An 18,944-nucleotide genomic window follows, 5' to 3' on the forward strand; every position below is an offset into this window, starting at 1 on the left:
ATTCTTTTCTAATTATAATCAATTATGCTTTATTTTGTAAGCTATGAAGAATAATAATCTTTACTGTTCTTGAATTTAGATTTTTATTCTAAATAAAAACCGTCAACTGACAAATTATTCCGTCAAATATTCATTTAGAAAAGTAGCGTAGAATTTTATTCTACGTTTGAGGGGTTTCAAAAATAAAAAAAGGAATGTGTTATAGCATTGGGATGCCAAAACTCATTCCTTCTGTGCGTAAATTAAAAAATTAATCTAATCGTCAAGATCTACATCATCGGGTGCTTCGTCTTCATCAACCAAATCATCGACATCCGGGGTGTCATCTATATCATCATCGTCGTCATCGTCATCAACAATAGGGGCTGTTTCTGCCTTAGGTTTGATTTCCGCCTTGGCTCCGGCACGCCGTAATAGCAAAGCAATATCATCTTGTTCATTATCCATCGCGATGATCATCGCTGTATCTCCATTCTTATCGCGCAATTTCACATTTGCTCCTTGCTCGATCAAATATTTCACCACATCAGTATTCCCTGCCTTGGCGGCTACCATCAGTGCGGTATGGCCCCAGCGTTGTTGAGCGTCTACGTCGGCGCCGGCATCAACTAATAACTTAACGGCTTCCAGATTTCCAACCCGTGCAGCTGCAATTAAAGCAACGTCTCCAATCCGGGCTCCCTTTTCTATCAAATATTTAACTAATTCGATATTTCCGGTTTCAGCAGCTCTGTTTAATGCGGTACCTCCCATTTTGGTTTCGATATTAAGATCTGCACCTTCTTCAACGAGGAATTTAACCACATCTACATGGTTCTTTTCGGCCGCTATGATCAATGCAGATGCTCCGCTGCTGTTGGTTTTATTGATGTTTTCATCTGCGCCTGCCAACTTTTTTATTTCTTCTAAATTCCCTGCCTTTGCGGCTTCAATAATTGCTGGTTGCTCCATGACTAACTCTTGTGATTTACCATTTGGGTTGGCGGGATTATAAAAAACCGTACGTATATCTCAAACTAAATATTGAAGAAAATTACTTCAATTTTCCCAATACTTCATAACCTCTTACAAAGTCGGCCCCGCTCATTCTTTTAGTTCCCGGCAATTGTACTTCTACCAATTCAACGGCTCTCTCTCCACATCCAACGATCAGTTTATCATCCGCTGAGGAAAGTTTTCCAGCCTCTAAATTCCGAATCTCTGAAATTTTCGATCGATACATATTAAACTTTTGCCCCTGCCATTCTGCCCAGGCAGTTGGAAAAGGACTAAGTCCCCTGATCTTGTTATGTACAATTTCAGCTGACTTACTGAAGTCCACATGACAATCATCTTTAAAAAGTTTGGGGGCAGGAGTAGCTTCCTTATCACTTTGCGGAGAAAGAGAATAGCTTTTGCTTTCTATTTGATCAATAGCTCTTATCAACAGCGAACTTCCCATATTTTTAAGCCGTTCATACAATTCGCCTGTGGTTTCATTTTCTCCGATGCTCACCGATTCCTGCAAAATGATGTTACCGGTATCAACCTTTTCATCCAGAAAAAACACCGAACATCCGGTTTTCTTTTCGCCCTTCATAATTGCCCAATGTATAGGAGCCGCACCCCTATATTTAGGCAATAAAGATGCGTGCAGATTAACAGAACCTATGGAGGGAATGGCCAAAATAGAAGGCGGCAGAATACGAAAAGCGACCACCACAAAAAGATCTGCATTCAGCTTTTGAAGTTCTTCTGCAAACTCAGGGGATTTCAAATCTTCTACTTCTATAACCGGATAACCAAGCTCCAATGCTTTGGCTTTAACGGGAGTGGGTGAGGTCTTAGAACCTCTTCCTCGACGTTTATCTACATTGCTGACCACTGCTTTTATGGTGTGGTCAGAGTCGTGAATCTTTAACAGGCTTGGAATTGCAAATTCCGGAGAGCCCATAAAAACAATATCCATAGATCTTATTGATCTTTTTTGGGAACTACCGGGTATTTCACTTTCTTGTTGCCGGAGTCAATTTCCTCAAGTTCTTTTTTATGCATTCTTTTCTTAAATGCACTTAAATAATCTAAAAACAGTATTCCTTCAAGGTGATCATATTCGTGCTGAATAACCCTTGATGTCCATCCACTGGCTTCCAGACGATGTTTATTAAACTCTCTGTCAAAAAACTCAATTACAACCGTTTCCGGACGAAAAACTTTTTCATTGACTTCAGGGATACTTAAGCAGCCTTCTTCGAGAGGCACTTTATTCCCCTTCTTTTCAAGAATAAGTGGATTTATAAATACCATTGGACCGTAAGGCACCTCTCCGTCTTCGATCATAGCATCCGTGTCCATTACAAAAAGTTTGAGGGACCGGCCAATCTGTGGAGCAGCTAAACCAACGCCATCTGCGTTGTACATGGTCTCCAGCATATTATCAATTAGAGTCTGCAGTTCAGGGCTATCCTCTTCAATCTCTTCAGCTTTTTTTTGAAGAATCGGATCATTGTAAGTTACGATGGGTAAAATGGGCATGATAAATTATGTATTCGTATCTAAGTAGTTTTGTAAAATGATTGCAGCTGCTATACGATCAACCCTGCCCTTTTCTTGTCTTTTTTTTCTGGGAACGCCTGCTTCTATCATCAGCTCCCTGGCTTTGTTGGATGTATAGCGTTCATCAACTTTAACGATTTCTATATTTGGAAAAGCGCTGTTCAATTTAGTGATGAACTTTTCGACCATTTCTGTGGCAGAACCTTTCTCTCCTTTTGTAGATAAAGGCCAACCTATTACAAATTTTTCTATAGGTTCGTTCTGAACTATTTTTTTGAGTTCTGAGATAACATCTTTGGGATGGAAAGTACCGACCGGTGAAGCAATAGTTTTCAACAGGTCGGTTTGAGCAATGCCTACTCTTTTCTTCCCAACATCAATACCTATAAGGCGAGCATAATTTTGCAAAAAGTGTTATGCTATTTGATTGGTTAATCTGATTTTTTCTTTTTCACATCTTCCAGAGGCTGACGTAAAAACTTCTTCATCAGTTTACTTGGTTTGAAGTGAGTTTTACGGTGCGCAGGCACATATATCACTTCATTGGTTTTGGGGTTACGAGCCTTTGGCTTCGCTTTTGTTTCCTTCACTTCAAATACCCCAAAATCACGAATTTCAATTCTGCATTCAGTATCGGCAGACATCATGATTTCTCTTAATGCTACTATTACAGCATCCACCCAAGGCTCTGCTTGAATCATAGGTTCATCCATAGATTCAGCCACCCTCCGTACTACATCTCGTTTAGTGTAAGTCATCATAGTTTTGAGATTTAATTTTTATGCTAACTATTATTAGCGTTTTATTGTCCTTCCTAATTACTCGTAACTAACTATTGCCATAGTTGTTTTTACCTAAAACGAATAATCACTCTTTATTGTAAAGATAACTATAATAAAAATCTACCTGAAGTCCTATATTAATATCATTCATAGCGCAGAACATTTTTAACCCCTTCTATCTTCTCAAGGCGTTTCATGATCTTATTTAGATGGGAAATACCATCCACATACAGGGTGATAATTCCTTCGAACATTCCACTGTCGCTGCTGACATTTATGCTTTTCATATTGGTCTCTAATGACTTGGAAAGAACGTCTGTTATATCATTGATCATTCCTACCCGGTCTCCGCCAATAACCTTGATGGCTCCAAGGAACTTAGCATCCAGATTTTTGGCCCAGTTCACATCCACGATCCGATCCGATTCGGTTTTGAGCAGGTGCTGCGCATTGTTGCACATGGCACGGTGTATCTTAATGTCTCCGGTGCGGCTCACAAAGCCGATCACATCATCTCCCGGAATAGGATTGCAACAGTTGGCGTAGGAGTATTTTATGTTACTTAGTTCTCCATTGATGATCAGAGCCTTACCTTCACCGAGGGCCCGGGCGGCATCGTAATAGTTTTTTTGGATCTCCTCATCCGAGATCGGTGCAACTTCCTCCGTTTCTTCTGCTTCAATTCGGCCGGTACTTTTATACTGCTTAACTTCTTTGAAAAGGGTATTTACATCGAAAGCACCTGATCCAATATCAAAGAACATTTCCTGCGTAGATTCATATTTAAATCGCCGGGCAAATTTATTCAATTCCTGTTCCGATATTTGCACATTACCGCGATCTACCCTTCTCTCCCAGATCGTACGGCCTTCCTCAGCCACCTTCCGTTGTTTTTGCTTGATGAACTGACGGATTCGGGATTTTGCTTTATGGGTAACAACATCATCTATCCAGTCGGGATTTAGATTGATCTTATTTCCGGTTATGATCTCTACCTGATCCCCATTATGCAATTTCTGCCGCAGGGGAACCATCTTGCCGTTTACTTTGGCGGCCATTGCCCGTTCTCCGATCTCGCTGTGGATCTCGAAGGCGAAGTCAATAGGGGTCGCATTTCGCGGCAGCGTCCGCAACTCCCCATCAGGAGTGAACACATAGATCTCATCTTTATAAAGATTGAGCTGAAAATCCTTAACGAAATCGGTAGCAGCATCCGGACGGGGATTATCAAGTACATCCCGCACCCAGTTGACAAATTTATCGAGGGTGTCTGATCCTTGCTGAGCACCTTCTTTGTATTTCCAGTGAGCAGCCAGGCCTTTTTCAGCAATATCATCCATACGCCGGGTCCGGATCTGAACTTCCACTTTTCGTCCTTTATTGGTGATCACCGTGGTATGTAGCGACTGATATCCATTGGCTTTTGGTACCGATATAAAATCTCTGAACCGCTCCGGAATTGGCGTGTACCAATCAGTAATAATGGAGTACACGCGCCAGCAGTCTTCTTTGGTATGAGGGTTTTCCAGGATGATCCGAATTGCGAAGAGGTCGTAAATTTCCTCAAAGGGCTTTTGTTGCCGCTGCATTTTGCGATAGATAGAAAAAATATGCTTTGGACGCCCCTTGATCTCAAACTTAAAGTTCATTCTGCCCAGCTCATTCTTAATTGGGTCCATGAATTCCTGAATGAACTCTTCCCGGTCTTCCTTTTTCTCCCGCAGTTTTCTCGCTACGAACTTGTAAGAAGTAGGATCTATGGTTTTAAAGCAAAGATCCTCTAATTCATTTTTGATTCGAAATAAACCAAACCTATGGGCAAGTGGAGCATATAAATCCATGGTTTCTGAAGCGATCTGTATCTGTTTTTCGCGCTTCAGGTGTTGGATGGTTCGCATGTTATGAAGCCGGTCTGCAAACTTGATGAGTACGACACGTATGTCTTCTGCCATGGTGAGCAACAGCTTCATGAATGCCTCTGCCTGCTTGCTGTCTCTGCTTTTGAAAACACCGGTGATCTTGGTGACACCGTCTATGATAACGGCTACTTCTTCACCAAACCAATATCGGATATCGTCGAGGTTTACATCGGTGTCTTCTACCGTATCATGAAGCAGAGATGCAATCACCGAAACATCATCAATATTGATCTCGCTTGCTACAATCTTCGCCACCTCAACCGGGTGATAATAATAGGGCTCACCCGAGGCGCGTTTCATATCTTGATGAGACAAATAACAGAGTTTAAAAGCCTTACTGATGGCCTCTTCGTCAACATTCTCGATATGCTCCTGGCATACTTCTACAAGTTGCTTCAGATCCTCTCTCTGAGCTTTCTTAAGCTTATAACCCTCCAGGTCATATTTTTCTATGGAAGCCGTTCTACTCATATTCTATTACCTGCTACATCTAAAGGTAGCCATTCACATGCTTTAAAGCATCCGTAAGTATTTTTGCTTACAAAAAAAGCGGATATGGAGTTCACATCCGCTATCAAAAAGGTATCGGCAATTTGTTAAAAGCTAAGTGATACTCCAAACATAATTCGGCCGGTTTGTGACTTTACATTCTCAAACGCTGGTTCCGACAAACTGGTATCTGAATATCTGTATTCCACAAATGGTTTGATCAGGGGAATGACGGTTACCTTAGCTCCTGCCAGCATATTCCAATAAATATTATTGTCACTTCCGCTTTGTGGTTTTACTGATTCAGGCCCGGAATAATCGTTGATGACTTGCTCATAGTTTTCGGTTCCAAGCCCAAGCCCTACATAGGGTTCTAAAAGTCCAAGTGAGACTCCTCCTATTGCCGCAATACCAACATCAATATTGGTGAGATCTCGGGAATAGGAATAACTTTGATTTTGAGGATCAATGTTATTTTCCTCACTGAAATAACTTGCATGGAGACGAATCCCCAAATTCACAAGAGGAAGTCTTTCAAAAATTCCTTTTTGGATCCTTAAACCAAATCCATTTTTGGGCTCTTCATTTCTAAGTTCGTATGAAGCTCCAATCTCTAATTGAGCCAGGGCAGGAGCAGAAAAAATTGTAATTAAAAGTACCGTAAGTATGGTCAGCCGTTTCATAATTGAATTTTTTTTTGATTTAGGTCAAAGTTACAAAACAGATAGGCTGATTCAATATTTTTGTTTCTAACTTTCTGACCTTAATCGCTTCCTCCTTTTACTTCAAATTCCTTTACATCATTACATATTGGGTTTGACCCAATCCGGAAGTACCCCTAACTCAATTCCAAATACCCAGCTTATGATCGTCAGTGATGCCAGGGTAAGCAAGGTTATGAACAGTAGATTGAGCCAAAATCCTGCCTTGGCCATCTCCGGAATGGTGATCTTTCCACTTCCATAAACAATGGCATTGGGCGGGGTGGCTACCGGCAACATGAATGCACAACTGGCTCCTAATACCGTAGGAATGGCAAATAAAAACGGGTTTTCACCTAAACCAATAGCTATAGATGCCAATATAGGTAAAAATGCTGCGGTTGAAGCCGTGTTACTGGTCATTTCCGTTAAAAAGACAATCAATGCGATTACGATCAATATGAGTAATAAAATGGGCCAGGTATTCAGACTGCCAATTCCATTTCCTATCCAAGAAGCCAAACCCGTAGAGCTTATTGCGGATGCCATACTTAATCCTCCACCAAAAAGGATCAACACTCCCCATGGCAATCGTTTTGTATCCGACCATTTCAACAGAAATTCACTTCTCTCGAAATTCGATGGAATGATAAAGAGCGCTACCGATGCGGCAATGGCAATACCCGCATCCGATATACCGGGAATGTATTCTGCCAAAACAGGCCTTAAGATCCACAGAGCGGCAGCACCTACGAAAACAACGGCAACACGTTTTTCTTCTTTGGTGATGCTTCCCAATTCATTCAATTGATTCTGAATAAGTTCCTTACCGCCCGGGAGTACGTTTATTTTGATCGGATAGATCAGCTTGGTAAGCACCACAAACATGATTGGAAGCGAAATAAGCATGATGGGAACTCCGACTAACATCCAATCAAAGAAGGTGATCTCAATACCATAGTTCTCGAGGGCAAAACCGGCCAATAAAGCATTCGGCGGTGTCCCAATAAGTGTTCCCATTCCTCCAATATTACAGGCGTAGGCAATACTCAGGATCAAAACGATCTCAAAATTCAATTTATCCTGACTCTCATCCCGATCCACTAACTCGAGGATGGAAGTGGCTATGGGTAACATCATAATTGCAGTGGCAGTGTTACTCACCCACATACTCAAAAAGGCGGCCGCTATTATAAATCCGATTATGATTGAGGTCGGTTTAACCCCTACAAGATTTACAATACTGATGGCAATTCGGCGGTGTAAACTCCATTTCTCCATCGCCAAAGCGATAATGAACCCCCCCATGAATAAGAAAATAAGAGGATTGGCATAAGGTGTGGTTGCTTCACTTATAGAACCAACACCTAATACCGGAAATAACACAATGGGCAATAAAGCGGTGGCAGAAATTGGTATAGCTTCAGTGATCCACCAGATTCCCATCAAAATGGTTACTGCAGCTGTTTTCCAGGCGGCATCGGAAAGCCCCTCTGGCGCGGGAATAAACAACATTATCAACAGTACCAGGCATCCGCCAAATAACCCCAGTCGCTTACTGACATCAGAAAAAGTAAAACTCATCTTTTGATCGATTAACGGTTAATTATCTGGCTGCAGGATAGTTTTCTTTTTCCATCCAATATTCCAAATATGGAACATTATAAATACTTGTCCAACCGAAAACTCTAAGACCATTGGTGATTTTCCAGATCGGTGGCCTTCGGGCACCTGGAGGATTTGGCAGGTTACTGGATTCTTCCAAGGCCTCTGCCAATATGCGTTGATTTTCATAGGAACCAAATTCCTGCGCCAATTCATCCGTCTTAAGATATTCGGCTCTTTTCACCGCTTCTTCAAGTAAGCTTTCCTCTTTTGAATACTCATACCCTAAAACCATGCTGCTTATAGACGACAAATAAGATTCCATGTCGTGATTGTAAGGAGGCACATCACGAAGTCTTCGGGCATGGTCTACCATGGCTCGTTTCGCCTTTTCGTCTCCGGTGAGCTGTACATATTTTCGAATACCGTTTGTGACATACACTTGAGAGTAGCCGTATCGGTTTATCACCATCTCACTGCCTTGGTCGGGATGCTTTTGCAACTCTAACATCAGGTTTACACGGTCACGAAGCTCATCCCCATATTTATCCATTTTGGTTGCATCATAGATCTCAGCCAGGTTCCACACTGAGAGATACAACCGGCGGCCTCTGAGCCCGTGATCACCAAAAATTCTTCGAACGTAGTAATCACCGGTTTCCATAGCTACTTCAAGTCCACGGTGGTTTGCATCCAGATAATAGGACGCAACCCAACCCGGCACCCACACATGGGCACTTAAGAGTGAACTGTAATGCTGATCGGCATGTCGGCGCCCCATGCCAACATAAGGAGAGCCTTTAGGCATTTCCTCTACCTGGAATGCGTGAAGAGACTCGTTGGTATCTCCAAAGTAAACAGGATCTTTAGGCCAATGAATATTATCTACATCCATGGTATGCATACTGGCAGCCTGTGCAGTTTTGTAATAAGTTGGATTTCCGGTTCGCACAAACTGCAACCACCACATATAATCATTTCCGGGTTCATTGTTGGTCCACTGCCCCCATTCATTTCCATAATAATAGGTCAGATTATCCCCATAGTTCAGCATTCCATACCAAGGCTCCCACTCCTGATTGAATTTCATCCAGCGGAATTTATACTCCAGGCCTCTTTCATATGCGCCAAACCGGTCGAGCTTTTCCGTCATCTTGCCAAATGCTTCTGAATTAGCGTACCAGCTTGGATCGGCATGGGTAACCGGAGAATCCATGAACTTCTTAGCTGTTTCTTCTACGTTGCCATTCGAACTCTTTTGGTGAAAATAAAAAACCATTTCTGTGGTCTTGGCCAACCCCTGAGCAAAGTTAGCGATCATGCCACTGTCATTTTCTCTATCCTTGCGGGCAAAACTCATCGGTTCAACCGAAGGCGTCCAGATATAAGCGGTTAGTTTGTCTTCATCATCAGTTGCTTTGATCTCCTTGGGATACTCCTCAAAGAAATTCTTAAACCCAACCGTTATTCCCCATTTATTGTCAGATATATCCATCCATCCGGCTGAGCGTTCAGCCTCAACATCTGAATTATTGTCCAGGCTAATGGTAGACTTAAACTTATTCTGCAACCTCTCATCAGCTGAAGAATTTGCCAAAGGAGGTATTTGTGAGGGATTGGGACCCGTTTGCAGAACGGAAGCTTCCGACGTCAGTTCACTTTGCACAATATTACTTCCGCCCGTTTCCCACCATTTTCCATTGTAGTAAGAGGTAGTAACCGTTTTGTTTGAAGCCAAATTATAGTTTAAGGAAAGTCCGGTTGCTGCAATCTGATCATTGGGTTCAACAAAACCACGATCGTTCGCTAATTTACTTTCGTCAATGATGATACCATTCTCGGTAGCAATAGCCTCATATTCACCTTCCGGCAAAGTGTGATTATCCGGAACACCGGTATAGACAAATGTGTGCTGTACTTTGATGTAGCTTTTACCAGCATAAGCATGAATTCGGGTTATAAAAGGAGCTGTGTTATTATCATCGCGACCATAATGATATTCCCCTTCTACCCGGATGATTGCATGTAAAGGCCCCGTTCCCAATTCTTTGACAGTTCGAGTAACCACTGCCTTGGATTTATCAAGACCTATATTGTCAATAATATCAAGAAACGAACTTCTTCCGGGTTCACCGGTGGCTATCACATCACTTTCTTCAAAGCCGTTACCATCTACATCCAGTTCAACCTTATCAAGGAAACCACTGCCGGCAGGTGCATTAAAGAATCCGCCTCCCTCTCCTTTTTCAACGGTAAAGCGAAGCGGCCCGGTGTTAACGATCACTTCCCCGGTAGGCCTCTGATTATTTTTTACTGTGAGAATTTGATCATACTCACGGGCATTTCGAACATTTTCCCCATATTCAACTTCATAAGTGTCGCCTTCTTCTGTAAAGAAAAATACCCAAAGCCATTTTATACTTTCATCGGCCGGCTCCCAGGTTGTTACTTTTGTTACTTGCGAAGGAATCTCGTCTCCGCTGCTGTTCAAAACCCGTACGTGGTCCGGCGAATATAGTTCTCCTTTCGGGATCGGCACACCAAACACTTGAGGAGTACCCGCTACATTATTCTCAACGGTCACAGGAATCTTCTTCGTGGGCCCGTTATTGCTGCATGCATTCAAAAACATAAATGGGAAAATGATGGCCAAAAAGACGAAGGATGATATTCTCATATTCTTATACATAATACTTCCTGTTAGTCGAAATTCAACGAATCGAGTACCAAAGCAGCAGCGCCAAGCACAGCGATCTGTTCGTTTTCTGAAATTTCTATTTTTATTTTATTTATAGATTTTTTGTAGGCAAAGTCTCGCAGAGAAGCGATCATAGAGTTTTTAAAAAAATTGTATGCCTTTCGGACTCCACCTCCGAATACGATCAATTCGGGATCATACGCATACATCACGGCTTTCAAAGCATTGCCCAAATGATGACCAAACTCATCAAACATCTCTAAAGCTTCCTCATCATCTTCTAATGCACGGCGATAAGCTTCTTTTCCTGAAATATTCTTGTGCAGATCAAAAAACTGTCCGGAGCAGTAATGTTCAAAAATCGAATCTCTATATGGCAGCATTCCTACCTCACCGGCTCCGCAATTAGGCCCCGAGTAGAGTCTGTTATTAAAGATAAGCCCGGCGGCAAAACCGGTACCGAGAATTAACCCGGCAACTGAACTGTAGTTTTTAGCTTTGCCAAAATGTTTTTCTCCAAGCACAAAACAATTTGCATCATTATTGATAAAGACCGGGCGATCAAAATCTTTTTCAAGGATATGTTTAAGGGGTACTTCTTTCCAGGAAGGAATATTTTGCACATCATAAACAATTCCCTCTTTCACATCTACCACACTGGGAACTCCAATGCCGATCGCTCCTACTTTATCCGTTAACTCTTTGGATATCAGAACCCTGATTTGATTGATCAGATCTTCCGGTGATGAACTGTTCTTGATCGGTTCACTGGATATTGAGGTAATTTCGTTTTCTTCTACCAAGGCCACTCTCACATTTGTGGCACCCAGGTCTATCCCTATCAGACTTCTCTTATTCAATGGAGGATATATTTATGATATTAAACTAAATAATTGATTCTACTTTACTCCTTATTCCCGAAATCAATAGTTTTATTACTAATGAGCGGTTTTGCCCAAAATCCGATACTCAAAATGTAGCCGAAGGCGATGTATAGGAAGAGCATCCCAATTCTTAGTCCAAAAATATCCCCTAATGAACCAACGATAAGGGGGACTACAGCTCCACCGGCAATACCCGTTACCAGGATTCCCGAGAAAGTTCCATGATGCTCGGCTACAGAATTCAGAGCCAGTGAAAAGATGATGGGCCACATCACTGCAATAAAAAATCCAATAGCAGGAAAAGCGTAAAGTGCAATATTTCCGCCACCAAAAAGGGCCAGAGAAAGACAAAGTAAAACTGCTGAGGTAAACAGAATGAGCACCTTTTTACTGTCCATGATCTTCAGTAGAAACAAACCCAATAGAGTTCCCGCTGTCATCATCCCCCAAAACCAGGAAACCACGCTTGCACCTGTTGTCTGTGGGTCATATCCATGATAGGTTGAAAGAAATTCGGAGATCCAGTTAGCTACTCCTTGCTCTGCACCTACATACGCAAAGATCCCCAGAAAAAAGAGGATTACTTTTTTGTTCTTAAGCAGCTCAAGGTGGGTTTCCAGCGCTCCTACGATCTCATCTTCTTTCTTTTCTACCGCAGGAAATTTGGAGGCACTGATGACCACGATCATTACCACACAGACCATCGCAAATAACCAGTAAAGTGAAACCCATGGCAAACTTTCAGGAACTACATTAGATAGCAGGGACAGAAACGGCCCCATATCATCCGTTCCAATGTTTAGCACCAGGTAAGAATACACTAACGGGCTTAGAAATGAAGCCAGTCCAAAGAACAACTGAGCCATCACTGAATTGAATGCGAAGTTTTCTTCTCCACCGGAAACACGAAGCAGGGGGTTAATAGCTACCTGAAGCATCGCCATTCCCGATCCGATCAGGAATAGGGATACAACGGCTACCAGGTACTGAGGAATCAGTGCAAAAAGTAAAGCGCCCGAGAAGGCCACCGCAAATGCAGCCACCATTACTTTCTTTTCAGCAAAGCGCTCGATCAGCATGCCTGAGGGAATCGACATCACTCCGTAGGCAATGAAAAAAGCAAAAGGCAATATGGCTACCAAGGTCAGGCTCAAATCAAAATCTTCGATGATCTGAGGTACCAAAGGACCAATGATATTGGTTAAAAATGAGATAACGAAAAAAGTTAATACAATAAGCCCGACCAGGTAATAATTGCGCTTCATAATATTCTGTTAGTTGCTTGTTATAGTTCTATGCTTGTATCGGATCTACTTTTTGAGCATCGGAAACAATGCTCTGATTTCCTCTTCTGAAGGTTGATAGCCATACTCACAAATCTCAAATGATTCCGCGTATTTAAAAGATTGTCCCTTTTCTTTGCCATACCATTTTTCAAGGCCTTTACGCTGGTCAGGGGAAACGCCCATTCTTCCTATAAAACCGTTACGCAGGAATTCTTTTCGTTCTTCAGGATCTTCGGGCACCTTATCCAGGTTTCCTGAAACCCATGGCAACCACTCGTACACCTGTGATTCATGAGCATCAAAAGCATTCACCTTTTTCTCAAAGGTTTCATCAATACCTACGACTATGTCGTGACTGAAGGGATTGGGTTTTTGGAATCCATCTGACATATATAGAAATACGGGATTTTTCTTCAATGGAGGAGTATCAGGGGCTACATTGGGAACAACTACCATGTAAGCGGCATCCTGTACCAAAACTCCGGCATATCTGTGATCAGGGTGGTAATCGTTTGGTCGTAATCCAAGAACAATATCAGCATTCCAGTTTCTGATCTCGCGGATCACTTGCTGGCGTATATGCAATTCCGGGAGTAATTCCCCGTCATGATTGTCCAATACTTTATATTCATCAATTCCCAGTCTTCGTCCGGCTTCTGCTGCTTCAGCACGTCTGCGTTTAGCCAACATGCCTCCGCCTTCTTCATGATGCCCGGCATCTCCATTGGTGATGGATAAAAATTTAACAGCATACCCCATCTCAGCTAACAATGCTGCGGTTCCGCCCATTTTGGCATCGCCGTCATCCGGGTGTGCAAAAATCGCAATGACCCTGATTCGGTCATTTTCTTCATTCTGTGCTGAAATAGTGGATGCATTCAGGCTTAACAGCCCCAGAAAAATAATAAAAAGTAAATGCTTCATGATGGTGTATGATTTAAAATGGAGAAAAAAAACCGGAACAACTCCTTCCAGGCTGTTCCGGCTCTAAGCTACTAATTGGCTACTGATGCTCAGAGTTTTGTGTCATCTCATCGGGGGTAACATCAATAGCACTTTGAGGTATGGGATAAAGAAGGGTTACTTCTGACTCAGAAATACCCAAATGGCCGGACATAACGGGCTTTGCCTGTCCAAAGCGGAGCAGATCAGCCCAGCGTTTGTTCTCGAATGCAAATTCCAGACGTCGCTCATTCAGCAGTTTTTCTTCGAAAGTACCGGGGGTATTTTCATCGATGTCTCCGAGTCCTGCACGATCTCTAACCTCATTTATGAGATCGTAAGCTTCGTCACTTTCTCCAAGTGCTTCGGCTAGGTTCAATAGTACTTCAGCGTATCGAATTTCAACCCAATTGTTGGGGGCATCAAATACGCGTGATGGGTTACTGTCGAATTTTTTCACCCAAAAGTTATCCGGGCCCAGTCCAACCGTATCGAAAGTAGTCCAGAAACGGCCGTCATTGGCGCTGTCATAAGCAGCAACGATATCATCGGTTACGTTTTGAGGAGCAACACCACCTCCAACACCACCGCCTACACCGTTTGGTGTGTACATATCGGTATAAGCACTTCCTTCACCTAATCCTCCGCTGATGAATTGCACTTCAAAGATGGATTCTGAATTTTGATCCAGTTGCGTATTAGGATCCCAGAGTCTTGAGAAGTCATCTTCCAAATCATACACTTGGTCGTTCATAACACGGCGTAAAGGAGCTTCCGCAGCAGAAGCATTTCCTGCCTGCAGATGGACTCTGCCTAAAAGAGCAGCCGCTGCATACTTATTAGCGCGGCCGTTAACGGATGCCGGAGGTAAAAGGCTCTCCGCTTCCTCAAGGTCATCCACTACCTGTGCATAGATATCAGCAGCAGATACCTGGTTGATGTCAATATTTGGATAATCGGCTTCTTCAAACTGTGCCGGAATATTTCCAAATATAACTGCCATGTGGTAATACAGAAGGGAACGAATAAAAAGAGCTTCTCCTCTGATCTGATCTTTCAGCGTTTCGCTGGTAAAATCAACTCCGTCAATGCGGGAAAGAATGGCATTACAACTGGCAATTCCATCATAAGATGCAGCCCAGGTATCCTCAAGGATCTCAGCTGTAGGAATCTCATCGAAATCATCGAGTTGTTGGTACACGGCGGCCAAACCGGTGGCTCCTCCACCGTTGGCACCATTATCGGCCCGCATTTCCATTAACAGAACATAGTTTACTCCAAATGTTCCGCTTTCTTGCAGTGAGCTGTAGGCTCCTGTTATAGCAATCTCAAAATCTTTTTGAGAGCTATAGTAATTCTCGCTATTTCGCTGTGAAATAGGACTTAGCGCCGTAAAGTCTTCTCCACACGAGACAAACAAAAAAGGAAGAAGAACTAATGTGATTAATTTTTTCATGGTCATATCCTTTTTAAAAATTCTGATTAAAAATCGAGGTTAATACCGAACTGGATCGTTCTTGATAATGGATAAGCACCATAATCTTCACCCGGGGTCAAACTGTTAGTTTGCAAACTAACCTCTGGGTTAAAGCCAATATAGTCGGTAAACATGGCCACGTTGGTAGCAGAAACATAGATCCGTGCTGAAGAAAATAATCCATCAATAAGTTCAGGAGGGAAATTATATCCTAAAGTGATGTTCTTGATCTTCAGATAGCTACCGTCTTGCACCTGGTAAGAGGAAATTCTGTTGTTGTTTCCATGAGCGGCAGAGTTACGATCAGCTCTTGGATGCTCGCCATTACCGGGCTGAGATTCTGAGATCCAGCGTTCGTTCAATGCGGCATAGGAGTTGAAATTGGCTTCACCGTTCAACAAGTGACGTGATGTTAAGTTCAACACCTCGCGGCCTTGTACACCTTGCAAGAAGATGCTTAAATCGAACCCTTTGTAGTTGAAACGGTTCGTGATTCCGTAAGTGAAATCTGGATGGTAACTCCCTATTACCGTTCGGTCATCAGCATTTACAACGCCGTCACCGTTAATATCCTTGAAGCGGAAATCTCCTGGGCGAGGTGCGGGAGCCATCAGGTCGTAATCTCCACCGGGCGCATTCGCATTATCAGCATCAATTTCGGCCTGACTTTGATAAACGCGGTCTACCACATAACCATAGTAGCTACCAATAGGATCGCCTATTCTGGTGATGTGACGCTGTCCGGCTGCTCCTGAACTCAGGATCGGATCTCCCTCAGGGCCTAACTGCAATACTTTGTTACGGTTCGCAGCAATATTGAAATCTGTGGCCCATGTGAACGCTTTGTTAGACACATTTCGGGAAGTGATGGAGAATTCAACCCCTTTGTTTTCCACTTTACCAATGTTTGTCAAGATGGTCTCGAAGCCAATAGAAGCAGGGAGACTTACAAACAAGAGCAGATCTTCAGTCTGGCTGTTGTATACATCAAAGGAACCATAAATACGGCTTTTCCATAGTGCATAATCAACCCCCAGGTTATATTGATAGGTTGTTTCCCAGGTCAGTCCATCATCGCCTAATGTTTGCGGGGCAATTCCAATACCCTCAGTACCACCAAGCGGATAGTTGGCAGATTCAAGCAAACCAATTGAACCATAGTTTGGAATCTCAAAGTTTCCTGTTACACCGTAACTACCGCGAAGTTTCAGTTCACTGAATAAGGTTTGGTCAGCCATAAACGGCTCCTGAGTAGTCCTCCATCCGAGTGAGAATGATGGGAACACCCCGGTTTGATTATCGCGACCAAATCTTGAAGAGCGGTCAGAACGAATGGTACCTGTAAACAGATATCTGTCTTTGAATACGTAATTCACACGAGCTAACATGGAAACAAGACTCCATTCGGAATTGAGTTCATCTCCGCCGGATACCAAACCACCGTTAATGGTCTTAACCTGATCATCCGGGAATTCATCCGCAACGATCACAGTAGTCTCATCCGTTTGCTTCTGAGCAGTATACCCTACAATAGCATTGATATCATGATCCTGTGCGAGTGTTTTGGTATAGTTCAGGGTGTTTTCCCATAACCAGTTGAAGCTGTCTCCATTGCTGGCTTGCCCGTATGGTTGACCTTCTGTTTGATTTCTGTAAAGGAATTCAGTTCCACGGAAAAACGACTGCTTGAAATTATTCAGATCATAACCCACTAATGACTTGAAAAGTAAGTTGTCATTGATCTGGAAATCTCCATAAAGGTTTCCAAAGATGCGGTTATTCTGAATATCCTCGCTAATAAATTCCATAATGGCCAGTGGGTTACTTGCCGTGGTTGTACCACCGCCCAGGTAAGACTGGTTGTTACGCTGGTTAATGGTGCCATCAGGATTGTAAGGAGCAACTACCGGTGAGTGTACCAATGCAGAATACACGATTCCCGGAGGTGATCCGAAATATGGGGCATTAGCTGGAAGTCGGTCGTGCTGTGTTAAAGCAGCATTGATCGAAGTTCCAACCCGGAATTTCTCGCTAATATCTTGTGTCAGGTTCAGTTTTAGGGTGTATCGGTCAAATGCAGAGCCGTCTAAAACACCTTCTTGATTCAAGAATCCGGCTGAAAGGAAATATCGGGTTTGTTCATTTCCTCCGGCCACAGACAAGTCATAATTTTGCATTAAAGCCGGACTAAACACTAGATCGAGCCAATCGGTATCGGTACCATCCCAGTTCACGTACTGTTCAGGGATCAGGTAATTACCTACATCCGGACGCCCCTCATTCGTGTCCGGATCATAATCTGGATTGGCTGGAGTATTCCCCATTTCGATATCCTGCAGGTAATTGTTGTTACGGGAATCTTTGGTATAAGCGATCAATTCTTCTGCATTCATCAGATCCGGTTGATTGAAAACCGTTGAAGAACCCACATAACTATCGAAAGAAACCTGAGGTGTACCTGACTGTCCTTTTTTCGTTGTGATCAAGATCACGCCATTGGAGCCTCTTGAACCGTAAATAGCAGCGGCAGAAGCATCTTTCAGCACCTCAATAGACTCAATATCGCTTGGGTTGATGGTTGCAAGCGGGTTCGCCTTTGGAGGCTGGAATGAAGCACGCTGGCTGCCAATACTGGACTGCAGGTTTGTATTTTTTGAAATTGGAACACCGTCTACCACATACAACGGGTCATTACCGGCAGAAATAGAACCGGTACCGCGAATAGTGATCTGTGGAGTAGCTCCGGGTTCTCCTGTAGACTCCGCCACATTTACACCGGCCATCCTTCCTTGAAGAGCATTTTCAAAACTAGAGACAGGAACACCACTGATTTCTTCAGTACGCACGGAACTTACCGCACCTGTTACCTCTGTTCGCTGCTGAGTACCATAACCTACTACCACAGCATCTTCAAGCTGAACAAGATCATACACCAAGGCGACCTCAAAATAGGTCTGATCGCCAATAGGCACTTCTTGTGTAATGTATCCAACAAATCTGAATACCAGTGTTTCAGCATCATCAGGTACAGTAAGCTCAAATTCTCCGTTAACGTCGGTTGTTACACCAATGTTGGTACCTTCAACAAAAACGTTAACAGCGGGCAATGTTTCACCCGTCTCAGAATCTCGAACTACGCCGGATATTTCCTTTTCAATGTTCTCTGCAGGCTTCACAGCGGCTCTGTCTTTGATCAACAGAATTTCCCTGGTTGAAGAAATGGCAGCTTCATATCCGGTTTCACGAAGTACGTACTGCAGGGCATCGGCCACTGTAACTTCACTGAGACTCGCAGTGATAGGAGTACTTAAAACATCGAGATCTGAATTGAATGCAATACCCAAACTTGCTTTTTGGGATATTTCTTTCAATACATTCCCGAGAGCTTTTTCCTTACTTTCTATCGAAATCTTAGTTCTCAGTTCAGCAATACTGTTTGAATATAACCGAACCTCATAATATTGATTATTGTTGGTTTGCAAATTATTCGACAATGAGGTCAGTAACTGTGCATTTGCGTTGGCAGCATAGCCAAACTGAAGCACAACCATCCACAGTGCGAAAAAGCAAACTGTCATCTTAGCTGTTTTAGTAACAAATGTTTTCATCCGTGTCCTTCTCCATAG

The 18,944-nt window shown here is 43.0% G+C and carries 14 protein-coding genes; all 14 read right to left on the reverse strand.

Annotation, left to right across the window (positions count from 1 at the left end; translation table 11 throughout):
- Positions 1-255 precede the first annotated feature (255 nt).
- The 14 genes from B151_RS0105680 to B151_RS0105745 all read right to left on the reverse strand — a co-directional run bounded on the left by B151_RS0105680 (position 256) and on the right by B151_RS0105745 (position 18,926).
- The gene (locus B151_RS0105680; RefSeq protein WP_020402644.1) at positions 256-951 is read right to left on the reverse strand and encodes an ankyrin repeat domain-containing protein; all 696 of its coding nucleotides are present in this window, start codon (positions 949-951) and stop codon (positions 256-258) included.
- 82 nt (positions 952-1,033) lie between these two features.
- A complete protein-coding gene (gene fmt, locus B151_RS0105685) occupies positions 1,034-1,948 on the reverse strand; it encodes a methionyl-tRNA formyltransferase (RefSeq protein ID WP_020402645.1) in 915 nt (304 codons plus the stop codon).
- Positions 1,949-1,953: 5 nt separating this feature from the next.
- On the reverse strand, positions 1,954-2,514 hold the full coding sequence (def, locus tag B151_RS0105690) for a peptide deformylase (RefSeq protein WP_020402646.1): 561 nt from the start codon (positions 2,512-2,514) through the stop codon (positions 1,954-1,956).
- Positions 2,515-2,520: 6 nt separating this feature from the next.
- On the reverse strand, positions 2,521-2,943 hold the full coding sequence (gene ruvX / locus B151_RS0105695; protein WP_020402647.1) for a Holliday junction resolvase RuvX: 423 nt from the start codon (positions 2,941-2,943) through the stop codon (positions 2,521-2,523).
- Between the two features lie 23 nt (positions 2,944-2,966).
- The gene (locus B151_RS0105700; RefSeq protein WP_020402648.1) at positions 2,967-3,296 is read right to left on the reverse strand and encodes an HU family DNA-binding protein; all 330 of its coding nucleotides are present in this window, start codon (positions 3,294-3,296) and stop codon (positions 2,967-2,969) included.
- Positions 3,297-3,460: 164 nt separating this feature from the next.
- The gene (locus B151_RS0105705; RefSeq protein WP_020402649.1) at positions 3,461-5,707 is read right to left on the reverse strand and encodes a RelA/SpoT family protein; all 2,247 of its coding nucleotides are present in this window, start codon (positions 5,705-5,707) and stop codon (positions 3,461-3,463) included.
- 125 nt (positions 5,708-5,832) lie between these two features.
- On the reverse strand, positions 5,833-6,408 hold the full coding sequence (locus tag B151_RS0105710; protein WP_020402650.1) for an outer membrane protein: 576 nt from the start codon (positions 6,406-6,408) through the stop codon (positions 5,833-5,835).
- Between the two features lie 120 nt (positions 6,409-6,528).
- Positions 6,529-8,010, reverse strand: a complete 1,482-nt coding sequence (locus B151_RS0105715) for an SLC13 family permease (RefSeq protein WP_020402651.1) — start codon at positions 8,008-8,010, stop codon at positions 6,529-6,531.
- A 22-nt stretch (positions 8,011-8,032) separates the two neighbouring features.
- A complete protein-coding gene (locus B151_RS0105720; protein WP_157470696.1) occupies positions 8,033-10,720 on the reverse strand; it encodes an exo-rhamnogalacturonan lyase family protein in 2,688 nt (895 codons plus the stop codon).
- Positions 10,721-10,731: 11 nt separating this feature from the next.
- The gene (locus tag B151_RS0105725; protein WP_020402653.1) at positions 10,732-11,589 is read right to left on the reverse strand and encodes an ROK family protein; all 858 of its coding nucleotides are present in this window, start codon (positions 11,587-11,589) and stop codon (positions 10,732-10,734) included.
- A 44-nt stretch (positions 11,590-11,633) separates the two neighbouring features.
- The gene (locus B151_RS0105730; protein WP_020402654.1) at positions 11,634-12,878 is read right to left on the reverse strand and encodes a sugar MFS transporter; all 1,245 of its coding nucleotides are present in this window, start codon (positions 12,876-12,878) and stop codon (positions 11,634-11,636) included.
- Between the two features lie 45 nt (positions 12,879-12,923).
- Entirely contained in the window at positions 12,924-13,823 is a 900-nt protein-coding gene (locus tag B151_RS0105735) for a PIG-L deacetylase family protein (protein ID WP_020402655.1), read from the reverse strand.
- 79 nt (positions 13,824-13,902) lie between these two features.
- Positions 13,903-15,297 carry a RagB/SusD family nutrient uptake outer membrane protein gene (locus tag B151_RS0105740; RefSeq protein WP_026166512.1) on the reverse strand — a complete coding sequence of 465 codons (1,395 nt, stop codon included), beginning with the start codon at positions 15,295-15,297 and terminating at the stop codon, positions 13,903-13,905.
- 26 nt (positions 15,298-15,323) lie between these two features.
- Entirely contained in the window at positions 15,324-18,926 is a 3,603-nt protein-coding gene (locus B151_RS0105745) for a SusC/RagA family TonB-linked outer membrane protein (RefSeq protein ID WP_157470697.1), read from the reverse strand.
- Positions 18,927-18,944 lie beyond the last annotated feature (18 nt).

The sequence above is a fragment of the Gracilimonas tropica DSM 19535 genome, from assembly GCF_000375425.1.
Lineage (GTDB): Bacteria > Bacteroidota > Rhodothermia > Balneolales > Balneolaceae > Gracilimonas > Gracilimonas tropica.

What these genes read in the sequence shown, in the direction of transcription:
- B151_RS0105710 (WP_020402650.1), bottom strand. Translation starts at nt 6,408, where the DNA reads ATGAAACGGCTGACCATACTTACGGTACTTTTAATTACAATTTTTTCT.
- B151_RS0105745 (WP_157470697.1), bottom strand. Translation starts at nt 18,926, where the DNA reads ATGAAAACATTTGTTACTAAAACAGCTAAGATGACAGTTTGCTTTTTC.
- fmt (WP_020402645.1), bottom strand. Translation starts at nt 1,948, where the DNA reads ATGGATATTGTTTTTATGGGCTCTCCGGAATTTGCAATTCCAAGCCTG.
- B151_RS0105715 (WP_020402651.1), bottom strand. Translation starts at nt 8,010, where the DNA reads ATGAGTTTTACTTTTTCTGATGTCAGTAAGCGACTGGGGTTATTTGGC.
- B151_RS0105720 (WP_157470696.1), bottom strand. Translation starts at nt 10,720, where the DNA reads ATGTATAAGAATATGAGAATATCATCCTTCGTCTTTTTGGCCATCATT.
- B151_RS0105680 (WP_020402644.1), bottom strand. Translation starts at nt 951, where the DNA reads ATGGAGCAACCAGCAATTATTGAAGCCGCAAAGGCAGGGAATTTAGAA.
- B151_RS0105705 (WP_020402649.1), bottom strand. Translation starts at nt 5,707, where the DNA reads ATGAGTAGAACGGCTTCCATAGAAAAATATGACCTGGAGGGTTATAAG.
- B151_RS0105700 (WP_020402648.1), bottom strand. Translation starts at nt 3,296, where the DNA reads ATGATGACTTACACTAAACGAGATGTAGTACGGAGGGTGGCTGAATCT.
- B151_RS0105730 (WP_020402654.1), bottom strand. Translation starts at nt 12,878, where the DNA reads ATGAAGCGCAATTATTACCTGGTCGGGCTTATTGTATTAACTTTTTTC.
- B151_RS0105740 (WP_026166512.1), bottom strand. Translation starts at nt 15,297, where the DNA reads ATGAAAAAATTAATCACATTAGTTCTTCTTCCTTTTTTGTTTGTCTCG.
- def (WP_020402646.1), bottom strand. Translation starts at nt 2,514, where the DNA reads ATGCCCATTTTACCCATCGTAACTTACAATGATCCGATTCTTCAAAAA.
- B151_RS0105735 (WP_020402655.1), bottom strand. Translation starts at nt 13,823, where the DNA reads ATGAAGCATTTACTTTTTATTATTTTTCTGGGGCTGTTAAGCCTGAAT.